The organism is Pseudoalteromonas sp. BSi20439, assembly GCF_000241165.1.
Lineage (GTDB): Bacteria > Pseudomonadota > Gammaproteobacteria > Enterobacterales > Alteromonadaceae > Pseudoalteromonas.
Window position 1 is genome coordinate 102,724 of sequence record NZ_BADW01000010.1, and the last position, 18,507, is coordinate 121,230.

At 39.4% G+C, this 18,507-nt stretch carries 18 protein-coding genes and 1 pseudogene; 13 read left to right on the top strand and 6 right to left on the bottom strand.

The genetic code is table 11. The features are described 5' to 3' along the window. Positions 1-9 precede the first annotated feature (9 nt). The 3 genes and pseudogenes from P20439_RS18860 (at position 10) to icd (ending at position 5,120) form a co-directional block, all read left to right on the top strand. On the top strand, positions 10-1,050 hold the full coding sequence (locus P20439_RS18860; protein WP_274377857.1) for a TonB-dependent receptor: 1,041 nt from the start codon (positions 10-12) through the stop codon (positions 1,048-1,050). 28 nt (positions 1,051-1,078) lie between these two features. Beyond that, positions 1,079-3,774 (top strand): annotated as a pseudogene (locus P20439_RS01100) (7TM diverse intracellular signaling domain-containing protein). Positions 3,775-3,869: 95 nt separating this feature from the next. Further along, the gene (gene icd / locus P20439_RS01105) at positions 3,870-5,120 is read left to right on the top strand and encodes an NADP-dependent isocitrate dehydrogenase (protein ID WP_008113626.1); all 1,251 of its coding nucleotides are present in this window, start codon (positions 3,870-3,872) and stop codon (positions 5,118-5,120) included. 11 nt (positions 5,121-5,131) lie between these two features. Here icd and P20439_RS01110 read toward each other — a convergent pair whose 3' ends face one another. Together P20439_RS01110 and P20439_RS01115 are read right to left on the bottom strand one after the other, a co-directional pair. Then, on the bottom strand, positions 5,132-5,578 hold the full coding sequence (locus tag P20439_RS01110; protein WP_008113624.1) for a hypothetical protein: 447 nt from the start codon (positions 5,576-5,578) through the stop codon (positions 5,132-5,134). A 108-nt stretch (positions 5,579-5,686) separates the two neighbouring features. Continuing rightward, the gene (locus P20439_RS01115) at positions 5,687-6,634 is read right to left on the bottom strand and encodes a LysR family transcriptional regulator (protein WP_008113622.1); all 948 of its coding nucleotides are present in this window, start codon (positions 6,632-6,634) and stop codon (positions 5,687-5,689) included. A 117-nt stretch (positions 6,635-6,751) separates the two neighbouring features. Here P20439_RS01115 and aceK point away from each other — a divergent pair, with 117 nt between their 5' ends. The 5 genes from aceK (at position 6,752) to lepB (ending at position 11,350) form a co-directional block, all read left to right on the top strand. Then, positions 6,752-8,548 carry a bifunctional isocitrate dehydrogenase kinase/phosphatase gene (gene aceK / locus P20439_RS01120; RefSeq protein ID WP_008113620.1) on the top strand — a complete coding sequence of 599 codons (1,797 nt, stop codon included), beginning with the start codon at positions 6,752-6,754 and terminating at the stop codon, positions 8,546-8,548. Between the two features lie 78 nt (positions 8,549-8,626). Further along, positions 8,627-8,980 (top strand): hypothetical protein, encoded by a 354-nt coding sequence (locus tag P20439_RS01125; RefSeq protein WP_008113618.1) that lies wholly within the window; start codon positions 8,627-8,629, stop codon positions 8,978-8,980. Between the two features lie 28 nt (positions 8,981-9,008). Then, a complete protein-coding gene (locus P20439_RS01130) occupies positions 9,009-9,971 on the top strand; it encodes a zinc-binding dehydrogenase (RefSeq protein ID WP_008113617.1) in 963 nt (320 codons plus the stop codon). An 86-nt stretch (positions 9,972-10,057) separates the two neighbouring features. Next, positions 10,058-10,312, top strand: a complete 255-nt coding sequence (locus tag P20439_RS01135; RefSeq protein WP_008113615.1) for a DUF2999 family protein — start codon at positions 10,058-10,060, stop codon at positions 10,310-10,312. A 429-nt stretch (positions 10,313-10,741) separates the two neighbouring features. Then, entirely contained in the window at positions 10,742-11,350 is a 609-nt protein-coding gene (gene lepB / locus P20439_RS01140) for a signal peptidase I (RefSeq protein ID WP_083830241.1), read from the top strand. Positions 11,351-11,414: 64 nt separating this feature from the next. Here the strand turns inward: lepB and P20439_RS01145 are convergent, their stop codons facing one another. Further along, the gene (locus P20439_RS01145; protein WP_008113612.1) at positions 11,415-12,128 is read right to left on the bottom strand and encodes a flagellar brake protein; all 714 of its coding nucleotides are present in this window, start codon (positions 12,126-12,128) and stop codon (positions 11,415-11,417) included. A 155-nt stretch (positions 12,129-12,283) separates the two neighbouring features. Beyond that, positions 12,284-12,784 (bottom strand): fasciclin domain-containing protein, encoded by a 501-nt coding sequence (locus P20439_RS01150; protein WP_008113610.1) that lies wholly within the window; start codon positions 12,782-12,784, stop codon positions 12,284-12,286. Between the two features lie 145 nt (positions 12,785-12,929). Here P20439_RS01150 and P20439_RS01155 point away from each other — a divergent pair, with 145 nt between their 5' ends. From P20439_RS01155 to P20439_RS01165, 3 genes are all read left to right on the top strand, one after another. After that, the gene (locus P20439_RS01155) at positions 12,930-13,538 is read left to right on the top strand and encodes a heme-binding protein (RefSeq protein WP_008113609.1); all 609 of its coding nucleotides are present in this window, start codon (positions 12,930-12,932) and stop codon (positions 13,536-13,538) included. Positions 13,539-13,589: 51 nt separating this feature from the next. After that, positions 13,590-14,066 carry a nucleoside deaminase gene (locus P20439_RS01160; RefSeq protein WP_008113608.1) on the top strand — a complete coding sequence of 159 codons (477 nt, stop codon included), beginning with the start codon at positions 13,590-13,592 and terminating at the stop codon, positions 14,064-14,066. 91 nt (positions 14,067-14,157) lie between these two features. Beyond that, positions 14,158-14,679 carry a DUF2937 family protein gene (locus P20439_RS01165; RefSeq protein WP_008113607.1) on the top strand — a complete coding sequence of 174 codons (522 nt, stop codon included), beginning with the start codon at positions 14,158-14,160 and terminating at the stop codon, positions 14,677-14,679. Positions 14,680-14,693: 14 nt separating this feature from the next. Here the strand turns inward: P20439_RS01165 and P20439_RS01170 are convergent, their stop codons facing one another. Beyond that, a complete protein-coding gene (locus P20439_RS01170; RefSeq protein WP_008113606.1) occupies positions 14,694-15,236 on the bottom strand; it encodes a DUF3365 domain-containing protein in 543 nt (180 codons plus the stop codon). 136 nt (positions 15,237-15,372) lie between these two features. Here P20439_RS01170 and P20439_RS01175 point away from each other — a divergent pair, with 136 nt between their 5' ends. Together P20439_RS01175 and P20439_RS01180 are read left to right on the top strand one after the other, a co-directional pair. Further along, positions 15,373-15,552 (top strand): hypothetical protein, encoded by a 180-nt coding sequence (locus tag P20439_RS01175; RefSeq protein WP_008113605.1) that lies wholly within the window; start codon positions 15,373-15,375, stop codon positions 15,550-15,552. 218 nt (positions 15,553-15,770) lie between these two features. Continuing rightward, positions 15,771-16,397 (top strand): hypothetical protein, encoded by a 627-nt coding sequence (locus P20439_RS01180; RefSeq protein ID WP_238529448.1) that lies wholly within the window; start codon positions 15,771-15,773, stop codon positions 16,395-16,397. 57 nt (positions 16,398-16,454) lie between these two features. Here P20439_RS01180 and metG read toward each other — a convergent pair whose 3' ends face one another. Beyond that, positions 16,455-18,479 (bottom strand): methionine--tRNA ligase, encoded by a 2,025-nt coding sequence (gene metG / locus P20439_RS01185; RefSeq protein WP_036932650.1) that lies wholly within the window; start codon positions 18,477-18,479, stop codon positions 16,455-16,457. Positions 18,480-18,507 lie beyond the last annotated feature (28 nt).

The window sequence follows — 18,507 nt, forward strand, 5'->3', positions numbered from 1 at the left end:
TATCGAGGCATTTTACCGACAGATTTAACCGCTACTTTTTTCTATGACAATAATATAAAAACAAAGAGTGTTGCAGCGTTTTCGCAACTTGACTATCAATTAAATCAAGATTGGCTAATTACCGCTGGGCTTCGTTATTCTTATGAGTCTTTAGATTACGACTCAACGTCTCAGCTTAATATTATTTTAGATCCGAACGATTTAACCGGAGTTAAGGTGCCATTTTATCGTGTTCAGGGAGAGCAGTCAGACAATGGCATTTCTGGTCAGTTGGGTGTGAACGTTAAGCTGGATGATGCAACCTATGCTTATTATCGATTTGCTAATGGCGCGAAAAGCGGAGGCTATAACGGTGGGTTTTTATCATCAGTTGAACAAGCACAGCTTGCTGATTATCAAAAAGAACGATTGAACTCACATGAAATTGGCTCAAAGTCTTGGTGGCCACAGTTGGGCATGCGATTTAATTGGGCTGTTTTTTATTATGATTATAATGATCAACAAGTGTTTATGAATCAGCCTTCAGTATCTGAACAGAGCCCGCCTATTCAATTATTAGAAAATGTGGCTGACTCGACTATATATGGCCTAGAGGCAGATTTTGAGTATTGGATGACCGATGATTTGAATGTTAAGTTTGCTATGGGTTATATACCCCATGCAGAGTTTGAAGAATATGTTGATCCTTTAGGTAACGCATTAACTGATAATCGCTTACCATTTACCTCAAAATGGAATCTCAGTGCAGGCATTGAATACACGCACGTGCTGGCTAATCACCCACTAACAACGCAATTATTAGTTGATTATCAATCCGACTATTATTTTGATCAGAATCAAAACCCTTATGCGATGCAAGATGGCTATAGTATTTTTAACGCAAACATACATTATCAACATGATAACTGGGCGATTGCTATTTGGGGGAAAAACCTTTTTGGTACGCAATATAGTCACTTAAAATTTGATTTAAGCTCTTTCCTAGGCATGCTTGAAGACTTTAAAGGTGAAGGCAGGCGTTTTGGTTTGGATGTTAGTTATCAGTTTTAATTTCAGTTTTTAAATTAAGGTGCCAAGTATGCCAATGAAGGCAGTTCTAAAGCTATTTTTATATTGTGTATTTTTGTGCTTTAGCAACTTAGCGCAGGCAGATACACTTGCTCCTTTTACGTATACTTTAAAACAACAAGATACTGATTTACTCCGTCAAGGTCATGTATTTCAGGGAACGGATGGGGCTTTCCCCCGAAACCATACTGAAATTGAAACGTGGCTTGAAAATAAACAGCCACAATCAAGAACGTCTTTTTTGGTGGTAGTTTTTGGTTTGTTATAGCACTTGAAAATAAAACTGACTTAAATGAACTGGTGCTCTATCCGTATAACACGCTACTTTCAAAAATCGAAACCCGTATCTATGATATGTCGACCTTTGATGAGCCAATAAAGGAGTATGTAACTGGGGGGCTTTATCCCAATGAGTTTGCATTTCACTATGGTAATAAAGTGAAGCTTACGCCTGATGGCTCCTATGTGTTAATTGCAAAATTTCAAAGTGAATACTTTTATACTCCCCCAAAATTAGTGCTTTCATCTTATGACGATTTTTTTGTAAGAAAAACCTCAGACAACATGATTATGTTGCTGTGCTTTGGGGTTGGTATTGCGTTAGGTTTATATAACTTTCTTATTTACTTGGGTGATAGAGATAAAACCCATTTGTACTACGCCATGTTCACAGCATGCTGGGTGTTGGCTTGGAGTCAGTTTTTTCATATACCGGATCAAATTTTTGGTTTTTACAATGCCCATTTTCATTGGTTAGGTTTTACTTTAATTCCCATCACAAATATTTTATTTTTTAACAGCTTACTTAAATTAAAAGACACGTCTCCTAAGTTATCTCGATTATCAATCTACCTAGGCATTGTTGCCACAGCAGGCGCACCTTTTGCAATGGTTTGGCCTGGTTTTGGCTTTACTTGGGCCACTTTAGTAACAGGGGCAACTTTATCTTTAGGTATGGTTGTTGGTATACGAAGCTGGATCAGTGGCTTTAAGCCGGCTCGCTATTTTGTTCTCGCCTATTTGGCTATGGCCATTCCTAATATGGTTGGCAATTTAACTAATCTAGGAATTATTGAGCCAATAAAAATGGATCTCTATTTACTTGGGCTTATTGGCACAGCGCTCGATGCGGTATTACTTGCTTTTGCTGTCGCAAATAAATTCAGTATTTTGCATCATCAGAATGTTGAATTGACTAAAAATTTGGAACACAAGGTTAAGCTGCGCACCCAAGAGTTACAACAATTGGCGGAGGAGCTTCGTGATGCAAGTGAAGCTAAAAGTCGATTTTTAGCTAACATGAGCCATGAGATCCGCACCCCAATGACATCCATTATTGGTTATGCTGATGGGATAATTTTAGGTGATATACAGCCTCATGAAAGAAATCATGGGATCAGGGTGATTTTGCAAAACAGTCGTCATGTACTTGGGCTAATTAACGATATTTTGGATATGTCGAAAATTGAGGCTAACCGTTTAGAGATAGAATTAGTTGAAACGGATTTGTTTGCCACTATTGCTGAAATTGAATCATTACTAGGAAAGCAAATCCGCGATAAAGGCTTAAAATTCAAAGTTGATTATCAATTTCCATTACCAGATTGGATAGTCTCAGATCCAACTCGACTTAGGCAAATATTATTAAATTTAGCAACCAATGCACTTAAATTTACTACCCAGGGCTACATAATGCTGACGGTGAGTTGCAATCAAAAGCAACTAATAATTAAAGTTGAAGACACCGGTATTGGTATGACCGAAAGCGAGCAAAAAGACCTATTTACTCCCTTTCACCAAGCTGACTCGTCAATTTCTCGTAAATACGGTGGTACTGGACTTGGCTTAAATATATCAAAAAGCTTAGCAAATAAACTAAATGGCGATATTACTGTATTTTCTGTGGTAGGTAGGGGTAGCGAGTTTTGCTTTACTATGGAGTTAAATACAACCGAACATACGCAATGGGTTAACGCATTTGACGATATACGTAAACCACAAACCAAAGAGCTATTTTTAAATAATAGTCAGCGAAATTTAGTGGGTAGAGTACTTGTGGCTGAAGACCATCCAGAAAATCGTCAGCTTATTAAGCGAATTTTAGAGCGGATGGGGTTAACCGTTGTAGCTGTTGAAAATGGTCGAGATGCAGCGCAAGCAGCGATGGATGAAAGCTTCGACTTAATTTTATTAGATATTCAAATGCCAATTATGGATGGTGAGCAAGCAATTAAGATTATACAAGCAACAGGGGTAACAACACCCATTGTGGCGCTCACTGCTAACACGATGAAGCATGAAATTGATCGCTATTTAAAACAAGGTTTTACTGATCATATTGCCAAACCTATAGATAGAAGCTGTTTTAGTAGTAAAATTGCAAGTTACCTTGATATTGATATATGCGAAAACATTAAGCTACCCGATGAGGAGTTTGCACTACTCAAGCAAGAATATATTAAAGGGTTAAATAAACAAAAAGACACGTTAGTGTCTCAATTTAAGCAGGGTGATATAACGGGTTTTGCACGCAGCGTGCATATGATCAAAGGAACGGCTGGAATGTTTGAGTGTCAAGCGTTGTATAAACAGGCTGTTGATTTTGAAACAAACTTAAAGTCTTCACCTGACGCTTTCGACATACAACAAGTTGAGGCTCTACTCAATGCGATTGACGTTATTTTAACCGTTAAAAAAGCACCTTAAATTTTACATTTTATCGTTGAATAACCGCTATACGCTTTGTTATGAAGACAAGTAGGGTTATGCATGCTTAAATATATTCTCTTGTAGGAGGACGTATGCAGTATCAACATATTAAGGTGCCAGACAATGGCGAAAATATTCACATTGATGATCAAGGACAGTGGCATATACCCGAACAACCTATTATTGCCTATATTGACGGTGATGGTGTTGGCTTAGATGTGATGCCAGTAATGCGTCAAGTAGTGGATGCTGCCATAGAACATTGTTATGGCAAGAAACTTAAGATACATTGGATGCAGGTTTATAATGGTGAACAAGCTGCCAAGCTTTATGATGGCGACTGGTTCCCTCAAGAAACCATTAATGCAGTGCGTGAATGCAAAATTGCGATTAAAGGCCCACTAACCACTCCCCTAGGCGGTGGATTTCGATCTCTTAATGTTGCACTTCGCCATGAAATGGATTTATTTGTTAATATGCGCACTATAAAAGGCTTTAGTGCCTTACCCTCGCCATTAAAAGACCCCTTTACCACTAACATTACCGTACTGCGCGATAGCAGTGAAGACGTATATTCAGGAATTGAATGGCAGGCGGGGAGTGTTGAAAGTGAAAAAATGCTCGATTTTTTGTGTGAAGAAATGGGGGTAACCCGGCTTCGTTTTACTCAAGAGTGTGGTATTGGGATTAAAAATATATCTAAAGAAGGGTCAGAGCGGTTAATACGCTATGCCATTAATTATGCTCTTAAAAACGAAAGGGAGTCGCTTACGTTAGTGCACAAAGGTAATGTTCTTAAGTTTACCGATGGAGCGTTTAAACGCTGGGGCTTTGCGCTTGCCAAACAAGAATACAATGCTAATGAACATGAAAATGGGCGTTGGCTTGAAATACAACGAACCAATCTCCCCCCTTTGATTATTAAAGAAGTGATTGCCGATAATATGTTGCAGCAATGCTTAATGGATCCCGCGCAATTTGATGTGGTGGCTACCACAAATCAAAATGGTGACTTTTTAGCCGATATGCTCAGTGCACAAGTGGGGGGGGTAGGGATTATGCCTGCCGCCAATTTAAATACAGAGGTGGCTTTTTTTGAGCCGACCCATGGCACGTTCGAGCGAATAGCTGGTCAAGATAAGGCAAACCCAAGTAGTAGCTTATTAAGCGCGGTGCTAATGCTAAAATTTATGGGATGGGTTGAAGCGGCATGTTTAATCGAAAACGCCTTAGAAATGACATTTGCCAGTGGGCAGGTAACTTTTGATTTGGCCCAATCAAGCCATAACTCGACAACCTTAAGCTGCAAACAGTTTGCTAATAAGGTTATCGAGCATTTTTAAACGACTGCATTTTAAGCTGCTGAAGCGTTAGCAGTTGCTTGACGATGAACGCATGGGCGCTCTGTTAGCTCTGCTGCTCTGTGGTAAAGCTCATGTGCGCTTGGCTCATCACATACAGTGCCACTGAGGGTATCCATTAACGCAACTACAATAATGGCAGGTACTTGACAACAGTATTCATCTAATACGGCCGCAGTTGTTTGTGCATCAACATGGCAATGAGGATGGCTTTTACGTTGATAGGCACTTAATAAAGTGTTTACGTCGAGAATATCGTTTTCTTTATGTTTATTTTTACGACATTTACAGCCGAATTCATCAACTAATGTGGCAAGTGACTGGTAAACGTGACCCGTCTCAAGCGGTGTATTTGGGCACAATTGTTGTTCAATGAATTGATGTAAATTTGCATCAATGAATAACCCGTCTTGTTGTGTGAAGCTTGCTGATGTTTGCATAATTATTACTCTTAGTTTGTTGGCTTAACTTCACTGTAGCGCTAAGTGTAATATTAATGAAATTGTTGTTTTCAATAACTGATATTGATTTAATCAATATTTAATGTTTTACCTATCAACCACTGTATTTGCGAACGCTAATAACTCACGTCTAAGCCATTGATGCGCCGGTGTATGGTGTAATAACGGGCTCCAAATCATTTTTACTTCTATGGGCACGACTTGAAATGGTACCGGGCTAATCACTAAATTAGTGTGCCTGGTTAATAGTTTTGCTTGACGACGCGGCAGCGTTGCTATGAGTTGCTCAGATTGACACAGTAAGCTGGCAATCATGTAATGACGAGTAAATACACGTATTTTACGGGTTTGCTCTAATTGCCACAAAGCTTCATCTACCCAGCCTAATTTCTGTTTACCTGATTTATTGGTCACCGCGGGCTCTGGCCCCCAGCCTGCTCGGTTAACCCAAATATGTTCGCTTTGTAGATATTGATTTAAGTTAGCATCCGTTAAAAAAGCATTATTTGGGTGGGTTAAACAACAATAGTTATCTCGCCATACAGTAGCCTGATGAAAAGAGCGCGGCAGGCCATTAAAGCGATTTATTGCCAAATCAATGGTGCCTTTTTCCATATCTTGTAAGTTTACATCGCTGGGGCTAAGTACATCGAAGTCAATGCCCGGTTTTTTAGCTAGTTGCTCGCAAATAAAGGGGGCTATGAGGGTCGACTCTAAATAATCGTTTGCCATAATACGAAATGTAACATGTGCAGTCGCTGGGTCAAATTGCTCGCTTGGTTGGGTGATCTCTTCGGCCATTTTAAGCAGTGCTTCAATTTCAGGTTTAAGCGACAGCGCTTTGGCGGTGGGAGTCATAGAGCCAGCTGCACGCACTAGCAAAGGGTCATCAAATAAATCTCTTAAACGTTTTAACGCATTACTCATCGCAGGTTGGGTAAGCGCGAGTTTATTAGCTGCTTTAGATACGCTTTTTTCATCTATTAATACATTTAAATAGACGAGTAGATTGAGGTCGACATTTCTTATATTCATATGATCAATTTTATTTATTTGCTGTATTAATTACCTAAATTAAAGTGTGCTTGCTAAGGTGTAAACCTCTAATAAAAAATAATCAGCATAATTGCTAAAAATAGAAGCGCCTATATCATGCCAAGCACGCCATTAACCTATGAACATCATTCGATACAAGCCATGGTCGCCACTAAATTAGCCCGAGCGGTATTTGCAGGCTTTGAAGCTATGTTTGCACAATTTTTAAATATCACCTTAGGGGCACAAAGTCGCTTTGAACAACGCCAGTATCATGAAGTGCAAGCAGCAATGCGAGAGCGCTTACAAGTGTATGAACGCCAAGTAAAGCAAGTAAGTGAAGCGGTTAGAGTGATTGCTTATGATGAATTGAATTGCCCTCAAACATGGCAACGGGCTAAAAATATTTATGGTGAAATGGTAAAAGAACATGAAAATCAGCCTATTGCGCATACATTTTTTAATTCTACCTTTGGCGCTATTTGGGATGATAAAAAAATTCGCACAGTTCACTTATTTGTATTAAAAGCAAAATACCGAGGGCAGCCACGCTCCTATGAAGGGCTTGTGAGTCGTATTTCTTTAACCGCAGGATTTGATCAGGCGATTAAAACCTTATTAAATGAGCAAGTGTTTAGAGTACCGTTTAAAGATTTAACTTGTGATTTAGCTAAGCTACAAACAACGTTAACACAAGGTGCTCAACAGCAATGTCGACAAGTATACGAATTAATAAACCTAAATGACGGTTATATTGAATACGCTAACTCGCATTTTTATCGCAATAAGGCATGTTATGTCATAGGGCGATGTATTGCCAAAAATGGCGATAATATGCCCTTTGCAATTGCTATTTTAAATACCCCCGATGGGCTTACAATTGATGCAGTAATGATGGGGGCTGATCAACTTAGTTTATTATTTGGCTTTGCACGCACGTATTTTATGGTAGATACCGACCAACCTGCCCGTTACGTTGATTACCTCAGTGTATTAATGCCTCACAAACAACGATTTGAATTATTCAATGCGATTGGTTTTATCAAACATGCCAAAACCGAGTTTTATCGTTATAAAGTGGATACCACTAAAAGTAGTCCCGAGGAATACACGTATCATTTAGCGCCAGGGACTCCAGGTATGGTGATGTTGGTTTTTACCATTGACGGCCTAGATTATGTATACAAGGTAATAAAAGATAAGTTTAGTGCCCCAAAAACAGCAACTAAACAACAAGTAAAAGATAAATATAACTTTGTAAAACAAGCTGACAGAGTAGGGCGATTAGTTGACACTCATGAGTTTAGATACCTTGCATTTGACTTAAGCCGTTTTAGTGATGAACTGCTAATAGAAATGAAAAAACACATTGGCGATAGCTTAGTCATTTCCGGCAAAGCCTTAATACTAAAGCATGTTTACGTTGAGCGAAAAATGACACCGCTCAACCTGTATATCAATCAATGTAATAGTAAATCACTTCAGCAAGTGATGCTTGATTATGGTAAAGCGATAAAAGAGCTTGCCAGTGCAAATATTTTTGCTGGTGACATGCTGATGAAAAACTTCGGCGTAACACGTTGGGGGCGAATAGTATTTTATGATTATGATGAAATTTGCCCTCTCACCGATTGCAATTTTAGAGACGTGCCAAATACACAAAACGCGTTAGAAGAATTAAGCTCACACAGCTATTTTGATATTGACCAAAATGATATATTTCCGAGTCAATTTAAGGTGTTTTTTAGTGCTAGTAGCAGCGCCTTTAGCCATTTTAATCATTATCATAGTGATTTATTTACGGCAAAGTACTGGCAAATGACCCAGCAAAATATTAAGCAAGGCCAGCTTCCGGATGTATATCCTTATAAGCAAAGTTGGCGTTTTAATACTATGTCAGTAAATCAACGCTGAGTTGATTTCTTAAGGCACAGTTAACACGATAAGGATTATTATGAAATTTGTTATATTCATTGGCTTAACTTTATTGCCATGCTCAGTGTTTGCGAACCCTTTATTAGGCACGGGGAGTTTGTTCAAGGAAAATATGCGGTAGAAAATGGGTTTGTCACTGCTAAAGCCCCAGAGATAACTTCAGTCAAATTAGTAACCGCATCACATTTTAGCTATATCACAGAGAAAAATGGCCAATTTAGTTATGCTGGTGGTGGCCAGTATAAATTAACCGATGGGCAATTTATTGAGACCTTTAAGTATGGCAATATTGCATCATTGATGGGTAAAACCATGGCTTTTGATTATAAAGTTGCAGGAAACTTATGGCATCATTCTCTTACCGAAAATGGTCAGCTAGTTGAAGCCGAAGTGTGGCGAAAAATCAAATAAAACCCAATACAAGGATACGAGGAGATTTATGCAGTACATTTCACATCAAGATCAGCAGTTAGCGTTTTCGCAAACTGATAAGCCGAAGATTAATAGCAATGAAGTGCTGGTAAAAGTGGCGGCGATTGGGGTTAACCGCGCTGATTGTATGCAGCGTCAAGGTAAGTATCCAGCTCCCGAAGGGGATAGCCCTATTTTAGGACTGGAGTGTGCAGGCACAGTATGTGAGCTTGGCAGTGAGGTAGACCCAAAATGGCAGGGTAAGCGTATTTTTACTTTATGTGCTGGTGGCGCTTACAGTGAATATGTGGCGGTGGATGCGCAGCAATTAATGGCATTACCTGATCATATTTCTATGGCCCAAGGTGCTGCCATAAGTGAGGTGTATTTGACTGCCTTTGGTGCGCTATTTGAATTAGGTAAATTACAATCAGGGCAAACGGCGCTTATTCATGCCGGTGCCAGTGGTGTTGGTGGCGCAGCTATTCAAATGGCAAAAAGTGCCGGTGCGCAGGTAGTTATTACCGCGGGTTCGGACGATAAATGTGAACATGCTAAAAGATTGGGGGCTGACCACGTAATTAATTATAAAACCACCGACTTTGTTGACTATATGAAATCACATAAGCTAACTGCAAACGCAATTGTTGATCCTGTTTCTGGTAGCTATTTAAATAAAAATGCCAAGGTGGCCGCAATGGATTGTCAGATTGTTATGCTGGCATTTTTAGACGGGCGCTTTGCAGAGGTGGACTTTGCGCGCTTATTACAAAAACGGATTTCGTTTCATGCATCGACGCTACGTAATCGCAGTACTGAGTTTAAACGTGCTCTGAGAGATGCTTTTGTAGCGCGTTTTTATGATGATATTGCCAACCACAACTATGACTTTAATATTTATAAAACCATGTCATGGCAGCAAGCCAGTGAGGCTCATGCTATTTTAGAGCGCAACGAGAATTCCGGTAAAGTGGTGTTGCTGGTTGAGTGACATACACGAGCACAGCAGGATTAATATTGTTAATTAGGCTGTGCGCCCATATAATTTAGTGAAACTATAAAATATTAAGGCAAATAATGAATCCAATTATTGCAATATTAAAAGAGCACAACGTCAGTGATGAAAAAGTAGCCGCGTTGTTTGAAGCATTTACCCAAAACCCGATGATGGCGATGGCATTAGTGCAAGAGCTAGGTATACCACCAGAAAAACTTCAGCAACTAATGGCTGTAGTGATGACTCAACCGCATTTGATTAAAGAAGCCACTGATGAATTAGGGCTTGATTTTGCAAAAGTACAAGAAGCGAAAGACAAGTTAAATCAGCAGTAAACCATCTTTAGAGGCATGTTTTATACATGTCTCTATCATTAAACATGTTTTGTTACACACTCCTTTGAACGGCTCTGCGTTTATACAGTCAGATAAAAACTTAACTTATAGCAGAGAAAAAACATGAAGCGACTTTATAAATTTTGGAAAAACAATCGTTCTTAGAGCCTGTTAACCTTTCAAGGTTGAATTTGCAGTAGTCTGTTTGGTATTTAAGCAAGGCAGAGCCTATGTGGTGTGGTTATTCCCCATAAATAGGCGATAACGTAGCATCAATGCCAAACAGCCATTGCCCAAAGGGTTCTTCCAAGGAGCGATTAACTCTTTGTTACTTGGTTTTTACTTAGCCCACTAGGGTACAAACCTCGCGCCGCGATTAAATCGTCCCTTGTTTGAACAAATTCCAATCCGCAAAGATCAACAGGCCCTATTGTATTCATTATTTTAATGAGTGTGTTTCGTAGTGCCGTCGCCGATTGGTACGAAATACCAACAGGCTCAATGAAACCGACTATTGAAGAAGGCGACCGAATCCTTACCGATAAAATGGCGTATGATTTACGTATACCATTCACGCATGTATCCCTGTTAAGAATGGCAGACCCACAAACTGGCGATATTATTGTATTTGATTCTAAGGTGGCGGATAACCGTTTGATTAAGCGAGTAATAGGTGTACCTGGAGATACTATTGTGCTTGAAAATAATGAACTAATAATCAACGGCGAAAAGCTTAATTACACAAATTTGCTAAGTAATACGATTTCTTCAGATAAAATCGAAAACTTAAATGGTTATAAGCATTCAATCCGCGTAGCCAATACACCATCACGTTTATCGAGCTTTGACGAAATAACAATTCCTGAACACTACTATTTAGCCATGGGTGATAACCGTGACAATAGTGCCGATTCAAGGGTGATAGGGCTCATCCCACGTGATGAACTACTAGGTAAAGCCGAGCGTGTGATTGTATCGCTTGATCACGATAACTATTATTTACCTAGAACAGAGAGGTTTTTAAAACCTTTAGAGTAATAGAACTGCTGTTAGCAAGGTTAACCATAAAGGTGTTAGCCTTAATTCGTTTTTGTGGTGTTTTTTAATCTATATCAATTGAATACGCTTCGAGTAGCGTGTTAAGTTTACTTTGCTCTGATGCGTCAAATTCAATACCTACACTTAGGCGGTTACCTTTCATTTGGTTATTTCTGATATAAGACGTAATTATCACCGACTTATTATCTACAGGCGACAGGATATGCACAAATACTTGACGTTTTTTAAGTGCAACAAATCCAGAACTCACATGTATTGCAAAGCGGCACCCGCTGGGTGAAATATCAATGATTAACCCGTGCAATAAGCTTTTACTATCGGCATCGGTATCAGCTTTGCTTAAACTAATTTTAGCTGGGATATGAGTCGGTAGTCTACTTGTTTCCCGCAACTGGCGGCTTTCAATTTTTTTAGGGTAGGCTAAATAAATTAATCGTTCAGGGCGAAATGAAATCGCTAATATGCTGGTTGAAAAAGCCACACATTCACCGCGTTCATCTTCGATGATATAACGGACAATAGCCCCTTTTCCTTCAACTAAGATATCGCTGTAATCGTTTTTACCTGCTTGAGCAGGGTATTTTAATATTAGATATTTACCGGTGTCGTAACCGATTAAAGTGAGCTTAAAGCGAACCTGAATAGGGTTGTTAAATTGTATATCAATTAATTTCCCAGGAAGTAAATCGAGGAAAAACTTCTTTTGCTCTTCCGTTGCTTTCTCTTCAACAGTGGTATTATTGTTATTCGTTTCCACAAACTCTTTCTCAATATTAACAGACGCTTAATTATCTTTTAATATAGTGTAAAAATCACTAGTATTAAAGAGGGCATTTAGAAAAAGGTATTAATACTTTATGCTAGGTACAAAGAGCGGAGTAGATATTTTACTCCGCTGAGAAATGAAAGATATTACTCTTTTGGCAACAAAACGGTATCAATTACATGAATAACACCATTAGTGGCCTTTACATCGGCCTTAACTACTGTTGCGTCATTAATCATAACAGCGCCATTATTAGTTGCTACATTTACAGATTGGCCTTGCACAGTGGCGGCACTAGTTAGTGTTACCACATCTGCAGCCATCACTTTACCCGATACAACATGGTAAGTAAGAATAGCTACTAACTTGTCTTTATTTTCTGCCTTTAATAGATTTTCAACGGTTCCTGCGGGTAGTTTTGCAAAAGCCTCATCGGTAGGTGCAAAAACAGTAAAAGGCCCTTCACCTTTTAAAGTATCAACTAGGCCAGCGGCTTTTACAGCGGCAACCAAGGTTGAAAACGAACCATTGGCAGCAGCCACATCAACAATATCTTTTTTCATACCATGGTGATCGGCATGCGCTGCTGTAGAAAGGGTTAAACTTGCAAATACAAAAGTCAGAACAGAAGCTATTTTTTTAAACATGTTACTTTCCTTTAAATTGATTAGGTATCGGTTAAATATTACGCAGTGTTGCTAAGAGGCGATCATTTATTAAATGCAGCTAAATTTAGCATGGATATTAAATGCGTCTTACATAATGAAAATAGTGAAGTAAATTAGTGATTACATGAAAGCTTTTATCACTCAATACGGTCTGTGTATTTTATATTTTTTAATTAAAACGTGGAAAAACAATATGAAAAAACGGGCTATTTTTACTGCGCTATTTACTTCTCTTTCATCAATCGTTTCTTTTGCTGGTCAAACTGATACTCAAGTAACTATTAATCAACAACAGCAGCACACTATTCCTATGGTGGCACAATTAACGGGTGATATGGCACAACGCATTGTAAATGCGGCGGCTATTGCCGCTAAAAAAGATAACTTAGCGGTTTCTATTACTGTTGTGGATGCATCAGGACAAACACTTGCAGTGCTTCGTGACCACTTTGCAGGTGTTCATACTATTAGAGCCAGTTATAAAAAAGCCTATACCGCCAATTCGCAAAAGCGAGAAACCGCAGTTATAGCAAAAGGCATAAAAGAGGGCACTATTCCGGCAGATCTTCGTTATTTGGATGAAAACATTTTAATACTGGATGGCGGAGTCCCTATTTATATTAACGATACTGTGGTGGGGGCTGTGGGTGTTGGCGGTGCTCATGGCAGTGAGGATGTACGTGTTGCAAAAGCAGGGATCAAAGCGTTATGGTTAGCGCAGTATAAAAATTGAGCGCATAACTAAAATACAGCCAAAAGTGATAGTCAAAGGATTTTAAAGATTATGAACGAAACTGATTTAATACACTTAAAACGTAGCATAGCGCTAGCTAAAGAGGCGTTAGAAGCAGGCGATGAACCGTTTGGCTCTGTGCTTGTAGATGCTAAAGGAAATGTATGTATGGAAGATCGCAACCGTGTTGCGGGTGGCGATCATACACGTCATCCTGAGTTTGAAATTGCTCGATGGGCTGCAAATAATATGACACCTGAGCAACGCGCTGGGGCTACCGTGTATACCTCAGGGGAACATTGCCCTATGTGCGCAGCAGCACATGCATGGGTAGGTTTAGGCCGAATTATGTATGTGAGTTCATCTGCGCAATTAACTAGCTGGCTTAACGATCTCAAAATGACTAAGTCACCGGTTAATCCGTTACCCATTGAAGCGGTTGCTCCTAATGTTGCTGTTTATGGGCCCGTACCAGCACTTGTTGAGCAAGTTCAAGACCTGCATCGTCAATTTCACCAAGCAGATTAACAGCGCAGCAGCACACCGTGTTTAGACTAAAGCGACTACCTGTTATAGTTAACGGTAGTCACTTTTATTAAACGCAGCACAAGGGATTATTATGATCGTTAACCTGTTCGATAAATTAATATTTGCTTGCGCTTTTATTGTTTCATTGCAACTACCGCAGCTGAGTGATCATTACCAACAACATTTAGCGGGCTTGTATCATGCTACCAAGTGGCAAGTTGATGGCTATGCAGATACAGCAGAGCAATATAATTTTTCTAGTACACAAGCAATGATAAAGCGTCATTTAGCAAACACTGAACCGAGTGTCAGAGCCGATGCAAAGCAAAAACAACAAACATTACTGCAATTTGCTGATTTAAAAAAAGGGATGGCTATTTTTGAACAAGGTAATTTAGTGCAAAAAATGCTGTATATGTTCTCCCCAGAGCGCTTTGACAGATTACAAAATACACTTAATAACTTTAAGTTAGGTATTCCTTTAACCGCGAGTGCAGTGTTGTTTGCATTGGTATTAGCTATTTTATTAAATCAATTACTTATGCTGCCACATACTCTATACGTTAGGCGTAAAAAACGTATTGCATCCGATGCGGTAAAATTCAATAGTTGATCGTCAACGGATTATCATTGGTGATTTTCAATGGCTTTCTTAACAACAAATGCGCCACGAATGTCACCCAATTTAAAATCAGTTGCCTGATCATTAGGGTATAAAGTCGCTATTTTTTTAGAAACTGCGGGGGCAATGTCACTGCCATGACATGCCAAACACGCTTTTTGAGTAGGGATCGCTTTTACAAAATACCAGCCATCCGGTCTTTGCTCTTGATATTCTATGCTTGCTACCGGCTCGCCATTGAGCTTACGTTGTTCAAAGTTTAATAAAACATTTTTGAGCCATGCATCGGGTTGATTATCTGAGTTACGAGTTTTTAAAGCACTGCGGCTAATTTGCCAAGGACTGTTGCTGTGTTGTGAAGCAATAGCGGGTGCTGCTGTATTGCATACACTTATTGCCGCGAGTGGGCCGCTTTGCTTCATAGTACTAACGAGTACCTGTTTTAAATCAGTTGAAAATGCCTTGATGGTTTGTCGTGCCTCGCCGGTATTGCTAGCAAAAGCAGCGGATGAAATAAATAAACTGGAAAAAAGTAAAATAATGCGCATAATACACTCCTCAATATTAGTAATCTCTAATATACAGAGGGACAGGTGTTTTTCAACTAAATCGTAAAGTGTTTCAGCACTTTTTTATTTGATGTAGCGCGCCTAAAATCGATAAACAGTTCCAAGTGAGAATAATATGCATACTAAACAAGATGACAATAAAGTGATAGATCAACAAAACACCTATGATGCTGGTGGACTCAGTGTGGATGATCCTTTGGCGGCAATTAAAGCTATTCGACTTGAGCAGTTAGCACAATGTCGGCTAAAAACACAAAAAGAAATGCAAACTGCGCATAATAAAAATAAACCCTAAGCGATAATAATTTGCTAAATTAAGTTTATTAATTTTAAACCTTGGCTAGTGCAATCAATTCGTTATCTATAAAACACCCTCATCAGATCATTTCTTTTATTGCTTGGCTATGTGCTTTAGTTGTGCTGTTGGTAGGGCTAATTACACCTGACAAAAAAGAAATTTTATTGCTATTAACAGTGAGCTCGCTGTGCTTACTGATGTTTAATAGTGTGGCAATGACTACTTGGGTATTTCACCAGTTTAAAGATAAGCAGTTACGCTTCATAGCACTTCTATGTAGCGCAGCTTTGATGTTGTGTACAGTTGGGGATGTGATTAACTTTAATCTATCCCAACATTATCACCGCTATGCAACGTTAATAAAGCATGACTATTTAGTTGATTCAATTTTATTGTTTGCACCTGGCTACAGCCTTTTATTTTTAGCCTGTGTGTTAGCCTATAAAAGGCAACAAGCTATATCGCGACTAAAAAGCGCCTTTTTTATAGTTGTAGTACTGGTTGTAAGTGCTACGTCACTCGCCTCTATGTATCTTGATGGAGCTGGTATACCAATTTTAGCCATGACAGGCTTTTATAGTGTTGTGGTAACTGCGGTGGGACTTATGGGTCTGATGTTGGTTGTTGTTTATGGTGGTTTTTATGCACCTAAACCAATAATGTGGGTGAGCTTAGGGCTTTTACTTGCTGCATTGGCTGATGCCATTATTGGTGCTTTTTGGATTTATGGTAACCAAGGGCAAGGTTTTTATCCTCAGGTGCGCTATATAAACTGGTTTATATATATTAGCTCCCAATGCTTAGTGATTCATTTGGCAAAAGTAGTCGCCTTAGCTAAATAACGTCAACAATAAAAAAAGCCGCTAAATATTTAGCGGCTTTTTAAACAAGCACAGTGCTTACATTACTCGCATACCAGGCTCTGAACCATCGTCTGGGTTAAGAATGTATATTTCTTTACCGCCAGGGCCTGCAGCAAGTACCATACCTTCAGACATTCCAAAGCGCATTTTACGCGGTTTAAGGTTAGCGACCATCACAGTTAGCTTTCCTTCGATGTCTTCTGGTGCGTAGGCTGATTTAATACCTGCAAATACTTGGCGTGTTTCGCCGCCTAAATCAAGAGTTAACTTAAGCAATTTGTCAGCGCCTTCTACGTGCTCTGCTTTAGCTATTTTAGCAACGCGTAAATCTACTTTTGCAAAGTCATCAAATTCAATCTCAGCTGCAATAGGCTCTTTTGCCAGTGGGCTATTAGGATCGATTTTGTCTTTTTCAGCGATTAAGCTTTCTTTTGATTCTTCAACCATTTTATTCACTTTGTCCATTTCAACACGTTGCATTAACGGCTTAAATTTATTGATAGGGTGGCTTATTAGTGCAGTTTGCACACCTTGCCATGTAAGCTCATCATTTAAGAAGGCTTCAACATTTGTGGCCATACCAGGCAGTACAGGCTTTAAGTAAGTGATCAGTACGCGGAATAAGTTAAGTCCTAATGAACATACCTGATGCGCTTCTTCTTGCTTAGACTCGTCTTTAATAAGCACCCAAGGCGCAGCATTATCAATAAATTGATTTGCTTTATCAGCAAGGGCCATAATCTCACGGATTGCGCGACTGTATTCACGATTTTCGTAATGTTCAGTGATAGTGGCTGAGGCGTTTTGGAATTCCGCTAGTAGCTGTGGTTCCATAATCGTGTCGCTTAACTTACCGTCAAACTTTTTAGTAATAAAGCCAGCACAACGGCTCGCAATATTAACTACTTTACCCACTAAGTCTGAATTTACACGCTGTGCAAAATCTTCTAGGTTTAAGTCTAAATCGGTGATGCCACTGTTTAGTTTAGCTGCGTAGTAATAACGTAAAAATTCTGGGTCTAGGTTATCTAAATAAGTACGCGCTTTAATAAACGTGCCTTTTGATTTAGACATTTTTGCGCCATTAACCGTAACAAATCCATGGGCAAATACGTTAGTAGGCTTTCTAAATTGAGCGCCTTCTAACATCGCAGGCCAAAACAGGCTGTGAAAATAGATGATGTCTTTACCAATGAAATGATAAAGCTCAGCGTCAGACCCTTCTTGCCAAAACGCATCAAAGTCGATGTCTTGTTTGTCACATAAGTTTTTAAAGCTCGCCATATAACCAATAGGCGCATCTAGCCATACGTAAAAATATTTACCTGGAGCATTTGGGATTTCAAAACCAAAATAAGGTGCATCACGGCTAATATCCCATTGCTGAAGACCATCGGCAAACCACTCATCTAGCTTATTCGCCATTTCTTGCTGGATTGTGCCTGAGTGTAGCCATTCTTTAAGCATGCTTTCAAAGGCGGGTAAGTCAAAAAAGTAATGCTCAGAATTTTTTAAAATAGGCTCAGCACCCGACATAACCGAGCGTGGGTTGATCAGCTCTGTTGGGCTATAGGTTGCGCCACAGGCATCACAGCTATCACCGTTTTGATCTTCTGATTTACAGGTAGGGCAGGTGCCAGTAACAAAGCGGTCTGGCAGAAAAATGCCTTTTTCTGGATCGAATAACTGGGAAATAGTGTGCTTTTTAATATGACCGGCATCATTAAGGCGGTTATAAATAAGCTCACTAAATTCTTTATTTTCTTGGCTGTGAGTGCTGTGGTAGTTATCAAATTTGATATTAAAATCAGCAAAATCGCGTTGGCGTTCTATGCTAACATTTTTAACCATTTCCTCTGGCGTGATCCCTTGCTTTTGCGCATTAAGCATAATAGGTGTGCCATGAGCATCATCGGCGCACACATAGTATGCTTCGTGGCCTTGTAGTTTTTGAAAACGCGACCAAATATCAGTTTGAATATACTCTAATAAATGCCCTAAATGGGTAGGGCCATTGGCATAAGGTAATGCGCTAGTAATCAGGATCTTTCGCTGTGCCATAATCATTCCGAATTAAGCGTTCCTAGTC

Excerpts from the sequence above, each read along its gene's own strand:
- icd (WP_008113626.1), top strand. The coding sequence starts at position 3,870 with ATGCAGTATCAACATATTAAGGTGCCAGACAATGGCGAAAATATTCAC.
- P20439_RS01110 (WP_008113624.1), bottom strand. The coding sequence starts at position 5,578 with ATGCAAACATCAGCAAGCTTCACACAACAAGACGGGTTATTCATTGAT.
- P20439_RS01115 (WP_008113622.1), bottom strand. The coding sequence starts at position 6,634 with ATGAATATAAGAAATGTCGACCTCAATCTACTCGTCTATTTAAATGTA.
- aceK (WP_008113620.1), top strand. The coding sequence starts at position 6,752 with ATGCCAAGCACGCCATTAACCTATGAACATCATTCGATACAAGCCATG.
- P20439_RS01125 (WP_008113618.1), top strand. The coding sequence starts at position 8,627 with ATGCTCAGTGTTTGCGAACCCTTTATTAGGCACGGGGAGTTTGTTCAA.
- P20439_RS01130 (WP_008113617.1), top strand. The coding sequence starts at position 9,009 with ATGCAGTACATTTCACATCAAGATCAGCAGTTAGCGTTTTCGCAAACT.
- P20439_RS01135 (WP_008113615.1), top strand. The coding sequence starts at position 10,058 with ATGAATCCAATTATTGCAATATTAAAAGAGCACAACGTCAGTGATGAA.
- P20439_RS01150 (WP_008113610.1), bottom strand. The coding sequence starts at position 12,784 with ATGTTTAAAAAAATAGCTTCTGTTCTGACTTTTGTATTTGCAAGTTTA.
- P20439_RS01155 (WP_008113609.1), top strand. The coding sequence starts at position 12,930 with ATGAAAGCTTTTATCACTCAATACGGTCTGTGTATTTTATATTTTTTA.
- P20439_RS01160 (WP_008113608.1), top strand. The coding sequence starts at position 13,590 with ATGAACGAAACTGATTTAATACACTTAAAACGTAGCATAGCGCTAGCT.
- P20439_RS01165 (WP_008113607.1), top strand. The coding sequence starts at position 14,158 with ATGATCGTTAACCTGTTCGATAAATTAATATTTGCTTGCGCTTTTATT.
- P20439_RS01170 (WP_008113606.1), bottom strand. The coding sequence starts at position 15,236 with ATGCGCATTATTTTACTTTTTTCCAGTTTATTTATTTCATCCGCTGCT.
- P20439_RS01175 (WP_008113605.1), top strand. The coding sequence starts at position 15,373 with ATGCATACTAAACAAGATGACAATAAAGTGATAGATCAACAAAACACC.
- P20439_RS01180 (WP_238529448.1), top strand. The coding sequence starts at position 15,771 with ATGACTACTTGGGTATTTCACCAGTTTAAAGATAAGCAGTTACGCTTC.
- metG (WP_036932650.1), bottom strand. The coding sequence starts at position 18,479 with ATGGCACAGCGAAAGATCCTGATTACTAGCGCATTACCTTATGCCAAT.